Origin of the sequence: Fervidobacterium gondwanense DSM 13020 (genome assembly GCF_900143265.1) — a bacterium.
GTDB lineage: Bacteria > Thermotogota > Thermotogae > Thermotogales > Fervidobacteriaceae > Fervidobacterium > Fervidobacterium gondwanense.
In genome coordinates, this window is sequence record NZ_FRDJ01000001.1 from 452642 (window position 1) to 469889 (window position 17248).

General features: G+C 40.8%; 14 protein-coding genes and 1 pseudogene. 3 read left to right on the forward strand and 12 right to left on the reverse strand.

The genetic code is table 11. From position 1 onward, the window contains the following. Positions 1-4: 4 nt before the first annotated feature. The 3 genes from BUA11_RS02025 to BUA11_RS02035 are packed head-to-tail and all read left to right on the forward strand — an operon-like array spanning position 5 to position 3103. Complete coding sequence (locus tag BUA11_RS02025) at positions 5-1009, forward strand: LacI family DNA-binding transcriptional regulator (protein WP_072757754.1); 1005 nt, start codon at positions 5-7, stop codon at positions 1007-1009. A gap of 23 nt (positions 1010-1032) precedes the next feature. Beyond that, the gene (locus tag BUA11_RS02030; protein ID WP_072757755.1) at positions 1033-2097 is read left to right on the forward strand and encodes a glycoside hydrolase family 5 protein; all 1065 of its coding nucleotides are present in this window, start codon (positions 1033-1035) and stop codon (positions 2095-2097) included. Between the two features lie 31 nt (positions 2098-2128). After that, positions 2129-3103, forward strand: a complete 975-nt coding sequence (locus BUA11_RS02035; protein WP_072757756.1) for a glycoside hydrolase family 130 protein — start codon at positions 2129-2131, stop codon at positions 3101-3103. A 112-nt stretch (positions 3104-3215) separates the two neighbouring features. On the opposite strand, the gene BUA11_RS02040 is transcribed toward BUA11_RS02035, so the two are convergent. The 12 genes and pseudogenes from BUA11_RS02040 to BUA11_RS02095 all read right to left on the reverse strand — a co-directional run bounded on the left by BUA11_RS02040 (position 3216) and on the right by BUA11_RS02095 (position 17119). Next, positions 3216-4931 (reverse strand): ABC transporter permease, encoded by a 1716-nt coding sequence (locus BUA11_RS02040; protein ID WP_072757757.1) that lies wholly within the window; start codon positions 4929-4931, stop codon positions 3216-3218. 14 nt (positions 4932-4945) lie between these two features. Next, positions 4946-5910: pseudogene (locus BUA11_RS02045) on the reverse strand (ABC transporter permease). A 153-nt stretch (positions 5911-6063) separates the two neighbouring features. Further along, entirely contained in the window at positions 6064-7797 is a 1734-nt protein-coding gene (locus BUA11_RS02050; RefSeq protein WP_072757758.1) for an ABC transporter substrate-binding protein, read from the reverse strand. Positions 7798-7799: 2 nt separating this feature from the next. Then, the gene (locus tag BUA11_RS02055; protein WP_072757759.1) at positions 7800-8807 is read right to left on the reverse strand and encodes an ABC transporter ATP-binding protein; all 1008 of its coding nucleotides are present in this window, start codon (positions 8805-8807) and stop codon (positions 7800-7802) included. Continuing rightward, a complete protein-coding gene (locus BUA11_RS02060) occupies positions 8797-9798 on the reverse strand; it encodes an ABC transporter ATP-binding protein (protein ID WP_072757760.1) in 1002 nt (333 codons plus the stop codon). Before BUA11_RS02060 ends, BUA11_RS02055 begins: the two co-directional genes overlap by 11 nt. A gap of 268 nt (positions 9799-10066) precedes the next feature. Beyond that, positions 10067-10810: a hypothetical protein gene (locus tag BUA11_RS02065; protein ID WP_072757761.1), complete on the reverse strand. Its 744-nt coding sequence runs from the start codon at positions 10808-10810 to the stop codon at positions 10067-10069. Between the two features lie 72 nt (positions 10811-10882). Further along, a complete protein-coding gene (locus BUA11_RS02070) occupies positions 10883-11155 on the reverse strand; it encodes an exodeoxyribonuclease VII (protein WP_072757762.1) in 273 nt (90 codons plus the stop codon). A 50-nt stretch (positions 11156-11205) separates the two neighbouring features. After that, positions 11206-12681, reverse strand: coding sequence for an exodeoxyribonuclease VII large subunit (gene xseA, locus BUA11_RS02075; protein WP_072757763.1), 1476 nt, complete (start codon positions 12679-12681; stop codon positions 11206-11208). Continuing rightward, complete coding sequence (locus BUA11_RS02080) at positions 12659-14812, reverse strand: TIM-barrel domain-containing protein (RefSeq protein WP_072757764.1); 2154 nt, start codon at positions 14810-14812, stop codon at positions 12659-12661. Before BUA11_RS02080 ends, xseA begins: the two co-directional genes overlap by 23 nt. Positions 14813-14840: 28 nt before the next feature. Further along, positions 14841-15683, reverse strand: a complete 843-nt coding sequence (panC, locus tag BUA11_RS02085; protein ID WP_072757765.1) for a pantoate--beta-alanine ligase — start codon at positions 15681-15683, stop codon at positions 14841-14843. Between the two features lie 105 nt (positions 15684-15788). Beyond that, positions 15789-16802: a DNA-processing protein DprA gene (gene dprA / locus BUA11_RS02090; RefSeq protein WP_072757766.1), complete on the reverse strand. Its 1014-nt coding sequence runs from the start codon at positions 16800-16802 to the stop codon at positions 15789-15791. 20 nt (positions 16803-16822) lie between these two features. Next, positions 16823-17119, reverse strand: coding sequence for an RnfABCDGE type electron transport complex subunit B (locus tag BUA11_RS02095; RefSeq protein WP_072757767.1), 297 nt, complete (start codon positions 17117-17119; stop codon positions 16823-16825). Positions 17120-17248 lie beyond the last annotated feature (129 nt).

The window sequence follows — 17248 nt, forward strand, 5'->3', positions numbered from 1 at the left end:
AGGAGTGCCAAATATTCACGATGTCGCAAAACTTGCAGGCGTCTCAATCGCAACTGTTTCGAGAGTGATCAATGGAGCTGAGAAGGTAAGCGAAGAGACGAGAAGAAAAGTAATCTCAGCAATTAAACAACTTGGATACAAACCGATGCCTTCCTTGAGGAAGGCATCGGAATTGCTTTACAACATTGGAGTGCTTGTACCAAGCCTTAAAGGATACCACTACACCGAGATTCTTATGGGAATAGAAGAGTTCGCAAACAAACACGATTTTGAGGTGATGGTGTCAGTTCCCAAACTCATCCCGGAAGAAGAAAAACATGTGCTTGACCAATATTTCAAAAGGAAAATAGATGGGATAATTCTTTGCGAACTGATGGGTGGAGTTAATTTTATCAAACCGTTTATAAAAAGCGGAATACCAATAGTTGTATTAGACTATGACATCGAAGAAATTCTTTGCGATTCGGTCAACATAGACAACTTCTCTGGTGCTATGTCCGCTCTTAAGTATCTATATTCGAATGGTCACAGAAAAATTTTGTACTTGAGAGGTCCCAAGTACTCACCTGCTGCGGTGAATAGAGAAAAGGCAGTAAGGAAATTTCAAGATAAACATAAGGATGTTGAAATCTTTCTGAGTGAAAATGAGGGATATAACCCAGAAGACGGGTACTTTGCAATCGTAAATCATCTGAAAAAACACGGTCTGAACTTCACAGCTGTCTTCGCAATCAATGATTGGGCTGCAATCGGTACGATGAGAGCCTTAAGAGAAGCTGGTCTGTCTATCCCAGAAGATGTATCGGTTATCGGTTACGATAACGCACCTTATTCTGAATTTCTCTATCCACCTTTGACAACAATCCACCAGCCAAGGTGGGAAATGGGTCAGACTGCTGCACAGTTGATAATAGAGAGGATTACAAAAACCGGTCCAAAGATTCCCAGAAATGTTATTTTACCAACAAAGTTGATAGAGAGAGCTTCTGTGAAAAAGATAGGAGCATAAATAGGTGTAAAGAGGTGTTCTCCATGCGGTTCAGAAAGAATTTCGCAGTTCTCATGTTAATCGTTTTGATTTCAACGCTGTTTCTATCAACTCAGTGTAAAGGTAACATAAAGAACGTAGAAAGCAAAAAGGAAGGGGAGACAGTTCACGTGTCAAAGTCTGCGTTTGATTACAACAAAATGATTGGGAGAGGCATAAATATGGGGAACGCGCTTGAAGCCCCATTTGAGGGAGCTTGGGGTGTAACAATTGAAGATGAGTACTTCAAATTAATAAAAGAACGCGGTTTTGATTCTGTGAGAATACCTGTCAGGTGGTCAGCACATGTTTCAGAAGAGCCACCTTACAAAATCAACGAAGATTTTCTAAATAGAGTGAAGCACGTTGTCGATGAAGCACTGAAGAATAACTTAACGGTAATTATTAACACTCATCACTTCGAAGAGCTGTATGCTGATCCGGACAAGAACGGTCCTATATTGATTGAAATATGGCGTCAGGTCGCAGAGTTTTTCAAAGATTATCCTGATAATCTGTTTTTCGAGATTTACAACGAACCTGCTCAAAATTTGACAGCGGAAAAATGGAACGAACTCTACCCAAAGGTTCTCGAAGTAATTAGAAAGACAAATCCTACAAGGATAGTAATAATCGACGTTCCAAACTGGGCTCATTACAGCGCTATAAGATCACTAAAACTTGTTGATGACAAGAATATAATCGTGTCGTTCCATTATTATGAACCCTTCAACTTCACCCATCAAGGTGCCGAATGGGTTACGCCAAGGCTCCCAGTTGGCGTTGAATGGAAAGGTGAAGAATGGGAAGTGAATACCATAAGAAACCATTTCAAATATGTAAGCGACTGGGCAAAGAAGAACAATGTTCCAGTTTTTCTTGGAGAATTCGGTGCTTATTCAAAAGCAGACATGAACTCAAGAGTGAGATGGACTGAAACTGTGAGAAAAATAGCTGAAGAATTCGGATTTTCTTATGCATATTGGGAATTCTGCGCAGGGTTTGGTATCTATGATCGCTGGTCGCAGAAATGGATCGAACCGCTCGCAACTTCTGTTGTTGGGAGGTAAAATACACAGACACTTCAAGGAGGGAAAAAGAGTGAAGATTATTGCACAGTCTCTACCAAACATTCCATGGGAAGACAGACCCTCAGGCTCAAGTGAACTGCTTTGGAGATATTCTAAAAACCCTATAATCAAACGTGACGAGGCAAAAGGTTCTAACAGTATATTCAACAGTGCAGTTGTGCCGTTTAATGAAAAATTTGCAGGTGTCTTCCGCGTAGACGATAGGCAAAGGCGGATGAACATAAGAAGGGGATTCAGCGAAGACGGAATAAATTGGAAGATAGATGATGAACCCATTAATTTTATCCAAGAAACGAAAGATCCTGTCGAGAGCGAGTACAAATACGATCCTCGGGTCGTATTCATAGAAGATAGATACTGGATCACTTGGTGCAATGGATACCATGGTCCTACGATAGGTGTGGGCTATACTTACGACTTTGAGAAATTTTACCAAATCGAGAACGCATTTTTACCGTTCAACAGAAACGGTGTTCTGTTTCCAAGAAAGATCAATGGTAAATATGCTATGCTCAGCAGACCTTCTGATAATGGACATACACCTTTTGGTGATATCTTTTACAGTGAGAGTCCGGACATGGTCCATTGGGGTGTGCACAGATACGTTATGGGTGCCGGCTACACACCATGGCAGTCTTTAAAAATAGGTGCGGGACCTGTACCGATTGAAACTGAAGAAGGATGGCTACTTTTCTATCACGGTGTTCTTTTGTCATGCAATGGTTATGTATACAGCTTTGGTGCGGCCTTGCTGGACTTAGATAAACCATGGAAGGTTATAAAACGCTCGAAAGAATACTTGTTGTCACCTCAGATGAACTATGAATGCGTTGGAGATGTGCCGAATGTCGTATTTCCAGTCGCAGCGTTGGTTGACGGAAGCACAGGCAAGCTTGCAATTTATTATGGCGGAGCAGATACAGTCGTTGCTTTGGCGTTTGGATACGTCCAAGAAATAGTTGACTGGTTAAAATATGAAAACTGAAACCACTCTACCCTTCCTTTCCATATAGATCTTCATTCATTGAACTTGAACAAAAAGTGGCGGTTACAACCGCCACTTTATTTTTCTCAATTGTTATTGCGATTACATATACTTATCCAAGAGCCCTCGGGTCGAACGCATCTCTCAAACCATCACCGATGAAGTTAAACGCAAGAACGACTATGAAGATGAATGCGCCAGGAATCAATAGCCATGGGGCTTTTTCGAGTATGTAAACATCCTGAGCTGCTGTCAACATGTTACCCCACGAAGCGGATGGTTCTCTTATACCCAAGCCAAGGTACGAAAGACCAGCTTCACCAAGGATGTATCCAGGAATCGACAGCGTTGAACTAACGATAATGTACGTCGCAAGGTTTGGAATTATATGACGCCACATTATCCTTGTGTCTGGGAAGCCGAGCGCGATTGCAGCTTCAACGTATTCCCTTTGTCTTTCAGCCAAAATCTGACCGCGTATAATCCTTGCTCTTCCGGGCCAACCGAGGAACGCGAGTATAAAGATCAAAAGCATGTAAGTTTGTGAACTCGGCAAGTCAACTGGCAACACCGCCCTAAGTAAGAGCAATAGGTAGAATCCTGGAATAGCCATAAGAATTTCACAGAACCTCATTATGACTTCGTCTACAACCCCGCCATAGTATCCAGCGAGCGCCCCGAAGAAGAGAGAGAGTATAAGTGTCACGAAAAGACCTATGAAACCTATTGTCAGCGATATTCTCGATGCAAAGATAATTCGGCTCCAAACATCCCTACCGAACCTATCAGCACCGAAGATGTTTAAAGACACGTACTGATTGTTATCGTAATTGTCCACTCCGAAGAGGTGATAGTGCAATGGTATTACCCAGAAAAGATACCCGACTCGTTCTGGATCAGTCTTATCAGGTCCCCATGATCTTATGAACCATTTTACTGGATAGAACTTGTAATCGTAAGACACAATCTGAGCTTCGTCTAAAGAAATCTCATATTCATTGAAGTCAGTATCGTAATATTTGATACCAACAAGTTCTTGCTCCAGCTTGACGGCTGTAAGTCTCTCCATAGCTTCTTGCTCGCTCATGGCAAAGAAACCAACCTTCCATCCTTCGTTCTGCGCCACAAATGACCTTGCAGTTCTTGAAGTTGTAACTCGTTCATTGCGGCCCTTTTCAAGAATCGCGTTATCAACACCAAAAACAAGAGCTTCGACATCCTCTGTGGAGTCGTTGTACTGCACCCACTGACCATCTATTTGCGCGTAGCTGATAGTTCTCACAACAAGTTTTATTCCTTCAGCAAGGACAAATTTATCGTCCAGTTTTCTACCTTTTGGCAGATACTTTGGCACAATCGTACCATCTTCTTTTTGTTCAACTACATGCTTGTCGATGATCGCAATCTCTCTCCCGTCGTTCAGCTTTACCTTAATTCTGCTTGGGAAGAGCATAGATCTGAAATTCTGGCTGTAGTCAAGCTTGTCTATGTAACTAACTTCTGGGAGCACATATGGTGCTAAAGTCGTTTTTAAATCTTCTACTTTGTATTTCATCATCACAGTCGTTGGTTTTTTCAATGAATGGTTGAGATTTTGAGTAAATGGATTATATGGGGCCAAGAAATCAGCAAAAATCATTGCGATGTACATTACAATCAATACCCACATACCGAACATGGCAAGCTTATTTTTCTTAAATGCACGCCACATCAGTTGCCCGCGTGTCAAAAATACCTCTTCGAAATCAACACTCTCAGGAGCGCCAGAAGCAGGTGCCTGGTGTTCTACACTTTCATTTTGATTGAGCTTTTTCTTATCTTCAGCCATATCTCTGAGCCTCCTTACTCGTACCTGATTCGCGGGTCAACCGCTGCCAAGAGAATGTCACCGACTAAGTTACCAAGGACAAGCAGTATAGTCCCGATAACCGTACTTGCCATAACAACATAGTAGTCCTTTTGGAGAAGAGCCTGATATGTTAACCTGCCAAGACCTGGCCAAGAGAATATAGTTTCGGTAATAACAGCACCGCTGAGCAAACCAGACAAGCTGTAACCGAACATCGTTATAAGTGGGTTTATCGCATTCCTTAATGCGTGCTTGTATATGACAACCCTTTCGGGCATTCCTTTCGCTCTTGCGAATTCAACGTAGTCTTCGTTCAAAACATCGAGTAATGAACCTCTTTGATACCTCATTAATCCTGCAAATCCACCAAATGTTAACGTGAATGCTGGAAGCTGTAAACGCCAGAAGATATCTTTAAATGCATTCCATACATCGAGTCTGACCGTTTCTGGGCTGTACATTCCACCTATAGGGAACCAGCCAGTCTTAGCTGCCATGTACAAAAGCACAAGTGCAAGGAAGAAACCCGGTAACGCAAGACCACTGAACGCTACAACAGTAAGTACTTTATCAGTAACTGTATACTTCTTTAAGGCAGAGATGATACCAAGTGCCACACCTATAATCCAAGAAAGTACGAATGAATACAAAGATAAAACGAAAGTACCGAGCAATCTCTCGCTGATAAGTGCAGCTACTGACCTTCTGTAGTAGAAGGAATAGCCAAAATCGAGTTTGGCAAGTTTCCCAAGCCAGTAGAAGTACTGAACAACGGCTGGTTTATCAAGCCCAAGCTCCTTTTCCATAGCTTTTAACGTCTCTTGTGAAATCGATGGGTCAGTTTGTATTGATCCAAAAATGTTCCAGGCGACAGTTGAATGAGTGTAAAGACTATTATCGTAATTATCCACAACTCTGGCAAGAGGATGATAAGCCTACGCGCAATGTATTTTATCAACCCAGTTCACCTCTCCTTTAGCTCCGAATATTCTTCGATACCAAGAAACCGCAATCTGTTACTTACAGTCAAAAATGATAAAATCCTTAAAAAAATCAAAAAATCTAATAATGGGCGGGCGAATGCCCGCCCGATAGTTATTATGTTTTCAGATCATTCTTCTTTGTAGAGCCAGTCAAGGTTCCATGTCGTTCCGCCAAGGAGTGTGATCTTAACGTTCTTGACGCTGTTTCTCCATGCGAAGAGCCTTAGTGAGTTAACTGTGTAAATGAGTGGGATATTTTCAGAAGCAAGTTTCTGGTATTTTGCCCAGTAGTCCTTAACAACATTTTCATCGAGAATTCTTACGTTTTCAGCAAATATCTTGTCAATTTCCTTTTCGAAGTCTGGCAGCCAGTATGCCTTTTCATCAACCCAGTTTGCTACCTTTGGTGAGAGGTTCCAGAAGTGGAGCGAACCGTCTACTGCCCATACGTTTCTTCCACCTTGCGGTTCATCAGAACCTGTTAAACCAATGATTATTGCATCCCAATCACCGACGTTGAGCATTCTGTTAACAAGCGTGTTGAAGTCTCCAGGAACGAATGTAATATCCATACCGAGCTGTTTGAGAGCAGCTGTTATAATGTTACCCATACCTTCTCGGACCGTATTACCAGCGTTCGTTTCGATCATGAACTTAACTGGTCTGCCTTTGCTGTCAATGAGTCTTCCGTTTTTGTCCCAGCTGAAGCCACCAAGTTTGAGTTCTGCCTTTGCCTTGTTGAGGTCGTATGGGTACTTTACTGTAACTTTTTCGTTGTAGTATGGAGATGCCATGGATACTGGTGACCATTGTTCGACTGCAAGACCGTTGAAGAGCGTATCGATCATCTTTTTCTTATCCATTGCATATGCTACGGCTTTTCTGAAGTGGACATTTCTGAACCATTCTCTCTTTGCTTCGTCTTTGTTGTTCCAGTTGAACGTTATGAATTGTGTACCATATGCTGGACCATAAGCAAGAACTGTGATATTGAATTTCTTTTCATTTTCTTTGAAGTAGTTGAATTCAGTACCTCTTGGCGAGTAGATGTCAACTTCTCCCTTTTCGAATGCAAGTTTTTGAGCATCTTGCGAGGAGATTATCTTGTAAACTACTTCTTTAAGGAATGGAAGTTGTGTTCCGTCTTTTGTCTTTTTCCAGTAGTTCGGGTTTGCAACAAACCTTACGTATTGGTCTGGAACATATTCTACAGGGATGAATGGTCCCAACCCAACGAGTTCTTTCTTGTTTATCGCATCAACTGTCCAGAATTCTGCAAATTTCTTGTTCTTTACCCAGCTTTCTGCTTTGTGTTTCGGGAATATGTACATTCCGCCGAGGTATCTGAGAGCAAGCCTGAATGGTTCTGGATAGTACATTCTGACTGTGTAGTCGTTAATCTTCGTCGCTTTTGGCAAGTATCCATTTGTACTCTTTAAAATGTCTTTGAATGAACTTGGAATGTCTGGGTTTGTGTAAATGTCGTTAAGCGTGAAGACGACATCATCCGCTGTAAGTGGTTGCCCATCACTCCATTTTACACCTTTTCTGATGTACCAAATGATTTCCATACCACCATCTTTTGTTAGCCTTGGACCATCCCATTTTTCAGCTATTGCTGGATAAAAGTTTCCGTCAACAGCTGACCTTTCAACAAGTGTTCCACCCCAGCTCATGAACATGGCAATGACATCTGAAGAGCTCGTCTCTTTTGAAACCGTATCGTTACATGTTCTCGGACCGCTGAGTGTTGGGATGATGAGAGTACCGCCCTTTTTACCAACCGCATCGTAACCTATAAAGTTAGAAAATGCAAAAACGAAAAGAAGCGCAACCAAAAGTGTTACGAGAACCTTCCTCATACCTACACCTCCCTTTTATCTACCAGGTAACACGAAACCTGGTGGTTTGAAGAAACTGATTTCATCGCAGGATACTCGTTCTCGCATATGTCCATTTTGAACGGACACCTTGGATGGAAGAAACAACCGCTCGGTCTTGCTATCGGGCTTGGAACGTTACCTGTGAGTATTATTCTCTTTCTCTTCTTTTCTATCGCCGGGTCAGGAATTGGAGAAGCAGAAAGCAATGCTTTCGTATACGGGTGAACAGGATTGTCGAAAACCTCGTTAACGTCACCCATTTCCACAATCTTACCAAGATACATAACGGCAACATCGTTGCTGATGAACCTTACCAACGCAAGGTTGTGTGAAATGAAAACGTATGTTAAACCGAGTTCTTCTTGGAATTTGAGAAGCAAGTTGACTATTTGTGCTTGAACAGAAACGTCAAGTGCTGATGTTGGTTCGTCAAGATATATGATTTCTGGATCAACGCTTAGTGCCCTTGCAATAGCTATCCTCTGTTTTTGCCCACCACTGAACTGGTGAGGATACCTGTCCATGTGGAATGGCTTTAATCCAACCATTCTAAGAAGCTCTATAGCTTTTTGATTGGCTTCTTCCTGGTTATTCACCATTTTGTGAAACAACATCGGCTCAGTAAGAATTTGTCCTACCGTCATTCTTGGGTTTAAAGAACCAATTGGGTTTTGGAAAACGATCTGCATCTTCCTTCTGAAAGGTAGAAGTTCTTCTCGTGAAAGTGTTGATATATCTGTACCCATTATCTCAATTTTTCCGGATGTTGGGTCAATTAACCTAAGCATCGTCCTTGCTGTTGTCGTCTTACCACATCCTGATTCGCCAACAAGCGCAAATGTTTCTCCTTTTTTAACTTCAAACGATACGTCATCAACAGCTTTAACATCTGCAATGTGTTTCTTTACAAGGAAACCTTTGTATATGGGGAAATATTTTTTCAAATTTTGCACTCTTATGACAACGTCTTGTGTGTTCTTATTTGGCATTTACATCCCCTCCGAATTCTACTGGGTTGAAACATCTTACGTAGTGCCCTGGCTCGAGTTCTTTGAATTCTGGAAGCTCTTTTGCACATTTGTCAAGTCTTCTCGGACATCTTGGAGCAAACGGACAAACATCAGGAACATCAATCATCCTCGGCGGTTGTCCTGGTATCGATTCGAGCTTTTCCTGCTTTATGTCAACCCTCGGAATTGATTTTAACAACATATTCGTGTATGGGTGCATTGGCTTGTGGAAAAGTTCCTCGGCCGGTGCAAGTTCCATCTGCCTTCCACCGTACATGACCATAACTCTATCAGCCATAGCTGAGATAACACCGAGGTCATGTGTGATAAATAAAGTTCCTGTTTTCAATTCTTTTTGTAGGTCTTTCATCAGCTCAAGAACCTGTGCTTGGATGGTGACATCCAACGCGGTCGTCGGTTCGTCGGCAATGAGTATCTTCGGATTACACGAGAGAGCTATAGCTATGACAACCCTCTGCTTCATTCCACCACTGAACTCAAAAGGATAGGAGTTCATTCGCTTTTCCGGTTCTGGGATTTGAACTTTGTCGAGCATTTCAACGGCTAATTTCCAAGCAGTCGCTCTGTCAACGTCCTGGTGTTGCATTATCGTTTCGATAAGCTGGTCACCAATCGTGTAGAGTGGGTTTAGAGACGTAAGTGGATCTTGGAAAATCATCGAAATTTCCTTACCACGGATCTTCGTCAACTCATCTTCATCCATTTTTACGATATCTTCTTCTTTTCCACGTCCTCTGTAAATAACCTGGCCGTTCACTATCTTCCCAGGATGATGAATAAGCCTCATTATACTTCTTACAGTGATGCTTTTTCCAGATCCAGTTTCACCAACTATCCCAAGAACTTCGTTTTCTGAAAGTTCGAAAGATACATCGTTTACAGCCTTGAGTACCCCTTCTTCAAGATAGAACCATGTGCTTAAGTTCTTAACACTGAGTATGGAACCCAAATCTACCAGGCCTCCTTCAAGTTTGACGTTCAATGAGTTATTTATATAATTGCAGCATGAATGACTTATATTTCCCCCTTGGCGGAATGCTGTGCTCTTAGACAGAAAATGAGGCAAGATTTTAGACTATTAGGTATTATATCATAATCTCGTTTTAACTTGCAACTTTCTAAAATTTGACTCTATAAGTGAAAATGTAGAGAATATTTTTGTTCTTAACACTTTTCACGTGTATTTTTTAACAAAGTTAAGTATGCTATCTTTTTAGTTAACTAATGCTGTCCTGTGGAGTTTTCTGGAAGAAGGCTTTCAGATATATCCCAATCTTGTTGAAAAAATCGTTCCTTACGCTTGACATATCGCCAAAGCTTTCTGAAATCTCCTCTTCTAAGATAGGTATTCTCAAAGTTCCTCCCAATGTTCTTATCTCTAAAAAGTACGTTGTGGAGGCACTTTCACCAAATACTGAAGAGAACAGTACTCTATCTTGAGTAAATCCCTGAGAAATGATTGATTTTGAGGGAATCACCTGATATCCAACAGAATGGTGTGTCATTTTGTAAACATTGAGTCTGTACTCGCTGATATTGAGCATATTATCCTTTATCGATAAGATTACGTAGTAAATAGGGTAGAAATATTTCGGAATCCCGTTTTTCGCTTTCACGTAGTATTCGTCATCCATCCAAGGTCTAAAAGATATGAATTCGCCAAGGATGGTTTCACCACGTTTTTTAGTATCTTCCACTATCTGCGCTTTAAGTTTTTCAATGTTTTCGTCATACTTCGATATTGGAGCAAACGAGAACAAATAAACCATCATCTCAAAAAGCCCGGTAATAATAAAAACAATGCTAATTCCCATCTTGGCAAACTCAACAATCATGGAGTATCTTGAAAATAGTTGAATGTTTGAAAAGTCCATGAAAAGAAATATTATGCCTAATATCATTAATATAAGATATTTTACTGGAAATTTTAGAAAAAAGCTCTTATCAGATTTACTGAACATCGAGAGACACCCTCCTCATCTAACTGAAGCAAAGTTTAGTTACATATTACATAGTAATGGTTCACTAATGGTTCACTGCTCCTCAACATTTTTTAAAAACTCTTCGTATTTTCTGTCTATTTCTTCTTTTTCTTTCTTAATGGTTATTAATTTCTCACGAGCCTTTGTGAGAAGAGTTATCGCTTTTGAATAAAGGACTACTTGTTTTTCTATATCAAGTTCTGTTGAAATGAAATAGCCTTTGATGGTCTCTATTATATCCATAAGCTCTTTAAAAGTGAGTTTCTCAATATCTGCTTCTTTCAATTCCAAAACTTTGTCGACAGTGATCTCTTCAGATTTCATGATCAAACCTCCCTTTTAACTTCCTATTTATATACTCAACATAAGTAATTTCATATAATTTTCGCATCCACCCTACCATCGATGAAATTGATTCTAACTGTCTCTCCCGCTGTAGTCTCTTTCTTAGACTTTACGAGTTTACCATCTTTCGTGATAAGCACACCACCCATAGACAAAACAACCATAGAACCTGCAACATTATCGAGCTCGTTTTTTACAGATTGTACCTTGTCCAATAAGGACAGGTAAATCCTGTCTAAGTTCGCTGAAAGTGTGCCATATAACTCCATTTTCGCAGTTACATCTTTTAGTTTTAACGAAAGGTTGCTATCAAAAAAACTCACTGAATTTTCGATGTTTTGGTTCATTTCTGACATTTTCAAATTCAAATTCCTCGAAACGCTTCTTGTAAAATCGAAAGAAAATTTCTTTTCAAATGCTTCAAGGTTAATAAGTCGAGTGAAATTCTTAGCACTGTCACTAATATTCTTTGCGTTCCTAAGGATATTACTCCTCAGCGTATCCCGGAGCGTATTGTAAGTATTGGATTGCAATTCATTCTCAGTAATCCTTATGACATTCAAAATATTTTGTTGAAGTTCTCTATAACCATTATCAACCTCGTCGAGGTAGTTCTTTATCTGTAGCGATATCTCCTTGGCAACAGCGGTCGGTGTCGGAAATCTTCTCCAAGCAACGTAGTCTATAACCGTTTCGTCTTTTTCGTGACCAATGCCTGTGAGTACCGGTATGAAATCGTTCATCCGCGCTACTTTCACTGCGAGTTCATAATCGTCAAAGTACATCAGATCGCTTGGTCCTCCACCACCGCGGATGATTACGACCACATCATACTTCTTATTTGACACACTACAAAACTCTACAATTCTGTTCAGAGCCGCAGTGACTTCTTGTGCTGTCGACACACCCTGCATCGAAGACTCGTAGAGGTGTATTACGGGCTTGTAGGCATCCGGAACCAAAAGATTTGAGAGGAAATCGAAATATCCCTGTGCAGTTCTGGACGTAACCACGGCTATGAGTTTTATAGGCTCAAGTTCCGACAGATTGTGAACCTCCTGCATCAACAAACCTTGTTTAAGAAGGTCTTCTTTTATCTTCTGTCTTCTTTTGAGAATGTCTGATTCACCTTGTGGTGCTATTGAATCAGCCCAGAAGCTGAACTGGAACCTATCAGGGTAAAAAGATAACTTGCCCTGAAACTCCCATTTCTTATGTTCTAAATCATAGATGCTTTTGACACCAAAAGCTGAGAGGTACTTGAGAATGCTACTTGCCACACCTTGCCAGACGTAAACAGTAAGTTCTGTCTTTTTATTTCCAGGACTTTCTTGCGAAACAGTGATGTAAAGCGAACCGTTGTACGGCTTTACTTTCACAACATCCGCACTGAATTTGTATCTTTGATTCAGTATATCCGTTTCCTTCAGCCTTGCATGGATATATTCGACAAATTCCCTTAAAGTTGGAAAATCAAGCAAATCACTTTGCCTTAAATTCTCCACTGCTTCCCACCACTGCCTTCAGAATTTTTATGTTACCTCGTGCATCAACGACTTCGAACTCCCACTCTCGCTCCATAGTCTTATATCCGTCGTTCAAAGTCTCTATTGTTACTGTATCATCCTCAATAGTAACTTTCTTGAGGTTGTAATCACCTTTCAAATAATCGAGCGTTTTTCCATCGTCTTCGTAGAAATATCCATAAACCTTCGATTTCTGGTTTGTTCTGAACACTCTCCAACTGATCTTTTTAACTTTCGGCATATCAACGTATTCTGTTGGTTCCATCGTTGGAACAGCAGTATTTACAATTTGGAAGGCGGGTATGTGTTCAATCGGTGTTTCAACAATGTTCCAACCAGCTTTGTGAACATTTCCATTGAAAATATTAATCGCCTTTTTTGGAAGCCATACTAATCTCTTCTGTGTGTTTGGTCTATAAATTGGTGCAACTATAATGCTGTCGCCGAAGATAAACTGGTCCTCTAAATTAAACGCTTCCTCTCTGGCATAATCAAGGAACATAGGCCTAATGAGTGGCTTTCTGTTCAGAATGCCGAGCATGTACTGAGTGTATATGTATGGCAAGAGTTTGTATCTCCACCTTATAACATTTTTGAGCAATTCTTCAACTTCTGGCCCAAATTGCCACGGCTCTTGTCTTGCTGTTCCAATAGCCGAATGGTTTCTGAACATCGGTGTGAACAAGCCCAATTGCATGAATCTTATAAGCAACTCGGCATTGACATCTCCACCGAATCCTCCAACATCGCATCCGCTGTAAAACACTCCGCATAAACTAAGTGAATTCAGTCTCACTGTCTCTTGGAGTATGTGTTCCCACCAGCTATGATTATCGCCAGTCCAGACACCACCGTATCTCTGGATTCCAGAATATGCCGACCTCGTAATCAAGAATGGTCTTCTATTTTCCTGTTGCAACATCTCCGAAGTTGCGCGTTGCATGTTGAAACCGTAGGTGTTTTTAACCTTCCAGTGCTCAATTCCATCGAGGTGTACTATATCGTCCCCATGTCCCCTTCTGCCTATTTCACCTATGCTTCCAAGCGTTCCGGCAAGATTTATTCCATCTTCAAGTTTAGCATTCCTCAACCGTTCCCTTGCCTCTTCTAAATCACCCTCGGTAGCAAATATAGCAATTTCGTTCATATCGTTCCAAAAGCCGTCTATTCCATCGTCTAAATATTTCTTTGCATTCTTAGCCCACCATCTTCGCACTTCCGCATTCCTGAAATCCGGGAATCTAACTCTACCGGGCCAAACAGCCCCTTCCAAATCTTTTCTATCTTTTCCCTTCAAAAAGTACTTATCTTTACCTTCTTCGAAGGCGAAGTAATCTTTCTCAACCTTCACACCCGGGTCAAGTATAGAAACTACCTTGAAGCCATCTTTATGAAGCTTTTCCAACATGTTCTTGTAATTTGGAAAATTCTCCTTGCTCCAAGTGAACACTTTGTATTTTTCCATATAATCTATGTCAAGATATATAACATCACACGGTATTTTCTTCTCTCTAAAATTTTTCGCTATATCGAACACTTCGTTTTCGTTGAAATAGCTCCATCGTGATTGCTGATATCCAAACGCCCAGATTGGGAACGCTATATTGTCGCCTGTTAGTTCCAGATACTCTTTGACGATTTCATGAATTGATTTCCCCTCTATTATATATTGATTGAAACCTTCTCCGAGGACTTTGAACGTCAATATCCCGTCGTTTTTTGAATTTAAATCTATCTCCATGTAGCCTGGATAATCAGTGAAACAACCGTACATCTTCTTCAAGTCCTTTGAGACAAAGATAAAAAATGGAAAACTCTTATAAAGAGGGTCGGAAGTGGGGTGGTGTGTAAAGTTGTCCGTATTCCAGAATATGTATTTTCTACCCTTTCTGTCCATCGGTCCAACCTTATCGCCGAATCCAAAGAAATATCCATCCATTATGTGCTTGCGTTTAAGAACAAGAAGAGGCTTTCCATTGTCTTGGGCCTTTTCAATGGCCACATCTTGAAATAGATCAGAATAGTCAGAAGACACTGACTTCCTTACTCTCTGCTTAATCACTGCTTCGCTATTCACCTTCGGAATTCCGTAGACTAATTTCTTTATCAATTTAAACTCCCTCCATTTTTCTGAATTATCATACATCAAATATCATATTATCTATCAATCTCGCTTTTCCAACAAATACTGCGAGCGCTATCAACACCTTTCCGTCGATTGATTCAACAGGTGTAAGCGTCTTTTCATCGGCAATTTCGACATAGTCAATTCTAAGAAGTGGATGGTCCAATATTTTAAGCATTTCCTCTTTTATTTTATTCACGTTTCTTTCCCCAGATTCAATCATTTCTTTAGCTTTCAGAAGAGACTTATATAACCTCGTTGCTTCTTTTCTTTCCTCTTCGTTCAGGTAGACATTCCTCGACGACATTGCCAATCCATCTTCTTCCCTAACTATTGGCATTTCTATCATCTCAACGTCCATATTCAAGTTCTCAACCATTCTCTTAAGTACCCTAAACTGCTGTGCATCCTTTTGACCGAAGTATGCTCTTGTCGGCTTCACTATGTTGAATAACTTCGCAACAACCGTGCAGACGCCTCTAAAATGACCCGGCCTGCTTGCACCGCACAGATACTTTGAAAGCTCGATTTCATCGACGTAAACTGAGTAGAATTGTGGATACATCTCCTCAACAGGAGGGTTGAAGACATAATCGACTCCGAGAGGTTCAAGTAACCTCAAATCTCTTTCCAAATCCCGAGGATATCTGCTGTAATCTTCATTTGGACCGAACTGTGTTGGATTAACAAAGATACTGACTACAACAACATCATTTTCTTTGCGTGCCTGCTCAACTAAACTGAGATGTCCCTTATGAAGGTAACCCATCGTTGGTACGAAACCTATCGTCTTATTTTTCTCTCTGAGCTCTTTTGTTATTCTCTTCATTTCTGATACCGTGTGAACAAGGCGCATACTTTTCTACCCTCCCTTCAGACAAAAAAAGAACTGCCATCAAGTAATCTTCAAATAATCCCCGTTACTTCGAGACCGCGAAAGTATGGGATATTTACTCACGATTTATTTCAAACGTATGTAATTTCCTCGCTCTGTTCTGGACACAACTCCTTTAAGCTCAAGAGTTGTCAGAAGCAACATCACGTGGGAAAACGCCCTTCCTGTGCGACTTACGATGCTGTCTATCGTCGATTCTTCTACTATTGATTCCAGAAGCTCCTTTTCTTCCTCAGATAACTCGATCAATTTGCGATGGTTCTTGAAACCGTAATAATCCAATATGTCTTGCGGTTCGGTAACCAAAAACGCTCCACTCTTAATCAGGTAATTAGGACCAGTCGACGTCTGTCTAAGGATATCGCCTGGTACTGCAAATATATCTTTTCCTTGTTCGAGTCCAAATTTGGCAGTAATGAGCGCACCGCTATCAATACTCGCCTCGGTTACGAGGACACCTTTTGAAAGACCAGATATTATACGATTTCTCTCAACAAACGTGTACTTTTTCGGTTCCTCCCAAGGTAAGTATTCACTAACAACGCAACCATTCTTTATTATTTCTTCGTAAAGTGATTTGTTGGATTTAGGATAAACGTAGTCTATGCCACTACCAAGCACCGCTATTGTCGACCTCTTTACTTTCAATGCTGAGTAATGCGCAACTGTGTCAACTCCGTAAGCCATGCCGCTTACGATCACAAAATGCTTTGCCAATTCTGTGGCAAACATTTCCGTTACAACCTTTCCGTAGCTCGTTATCTTCCTCGTACCAACGATCGCAAACATGCTTGAAGCTAAGAATTCTGAATTTCCTCTAACGAATAAACAAACCGGAGGATGAGTGATATGCTTCAAATCCTCCGGATATTGTTCATCCCAGTAAGTTATTAAAGATGTATCTCGATTCTTCGAGAGGTATTCCACAACCCTCGCTCTAACCATGCGATAGTCTTCTGAATTTTCAAGAATACTTTGAAGAGCTTGACTACCGTATTGAATATACTCATCAATCTCTTCTACGCCCTTCTTGAAAACTCTCGAAAGCACTGCAATAGTGACAGAATCGTATTGTTTCATCCTCGCTCCTTCATCTGCTATCAATGAGAATGAACAGAGTTCGCATTCTTATTTGCAAGAATCTCTTTTATCCTTTCTTCAACTCCATTCTTCTTGCCAGGCAAACACTTGTCGTATTTGTCACCTTTGGCAATTGCTTTCGCGTATCCTTCACATCCAGGATATCCGCAGGCACCACAATTTATACCAGGCAAAGCCTCAAGAATCAATTGAACAGTTGGATCCTCTTCAACTTTGAACTTCTCGCTCACATATGAGAGAAAAAGTCCAAACGCAAAACCGAGTCCTCCAAGTAGGACTGCTGAGTAAATGACCACACCACACCGTCCACCTCCGAAATATGAGAAGAATAAATTGAAGTTGAATGAGAGTCACAATTATTATACCACAACAAAAAGAAAATCAAGGCAATGAATTGCGTAAAAAGAATGCTGTTATTTTCACAT

Bases quoted from the DNA above. Each gene is read 5' to 3' on its own strand.
- BUA11_RS02030 (WP_072757755.1), top strand. From the start codon at position 1,033: ATGCGGTTCAGAAAGAATTTCGCAGTTCTCATGTTAATCGTTTTGATT.
- BUA11_RS02040 (WP_072757757.1), bottom strand. From the start codon at position 4,931: ATGGCTGAAGATAAGAAAAAGCTCAATCAAAATGAAAGTGTAGAACAC.
- BUA11_RS02050 (WP_072757758.1), bottom strand. From the start codon at position 7,797: ATGAGGAAGGTTCTCGTAACACTTTTGGTTGCGCTTCTTTTCGTTTTT.
- BUA11_RS02055 (WP_072757759.1), bottom strand. From the start codon at position 8,807: ATGCCAAATAAGAACACACAAGACGTTGTCATAAGAGTGCAAAATTTG.
- BUA11_RS02065 (WP_072757761.1), bottom strand. From the start codon at position 10,810: ATGTTCAGTAAATCTGATAAGAGCTTTTTTCTAAAATTTCCAGTAAAA.
- BUA11_RS02070 (WP_072757762.1), bottom strand. From the start codon at position 11,155: ATGAAATCTGAAGAGATCACTGTCGACAAAGTTTTGGAATTGAAAGAA.
- panC (WP_072757765.1), bottom strand. From the start codon at position 15,683: ATGCGCCTTGTTCACACGGTATCAGAAATGAAGAGAATAACAAAAGAG.
- dprA (WP_072757766.1), bottom strand. From the start codon at position 16,802: ATGAAACAATACGATTCTGTCACTATTGCAGTGCTTTCGAGAGTTTTC.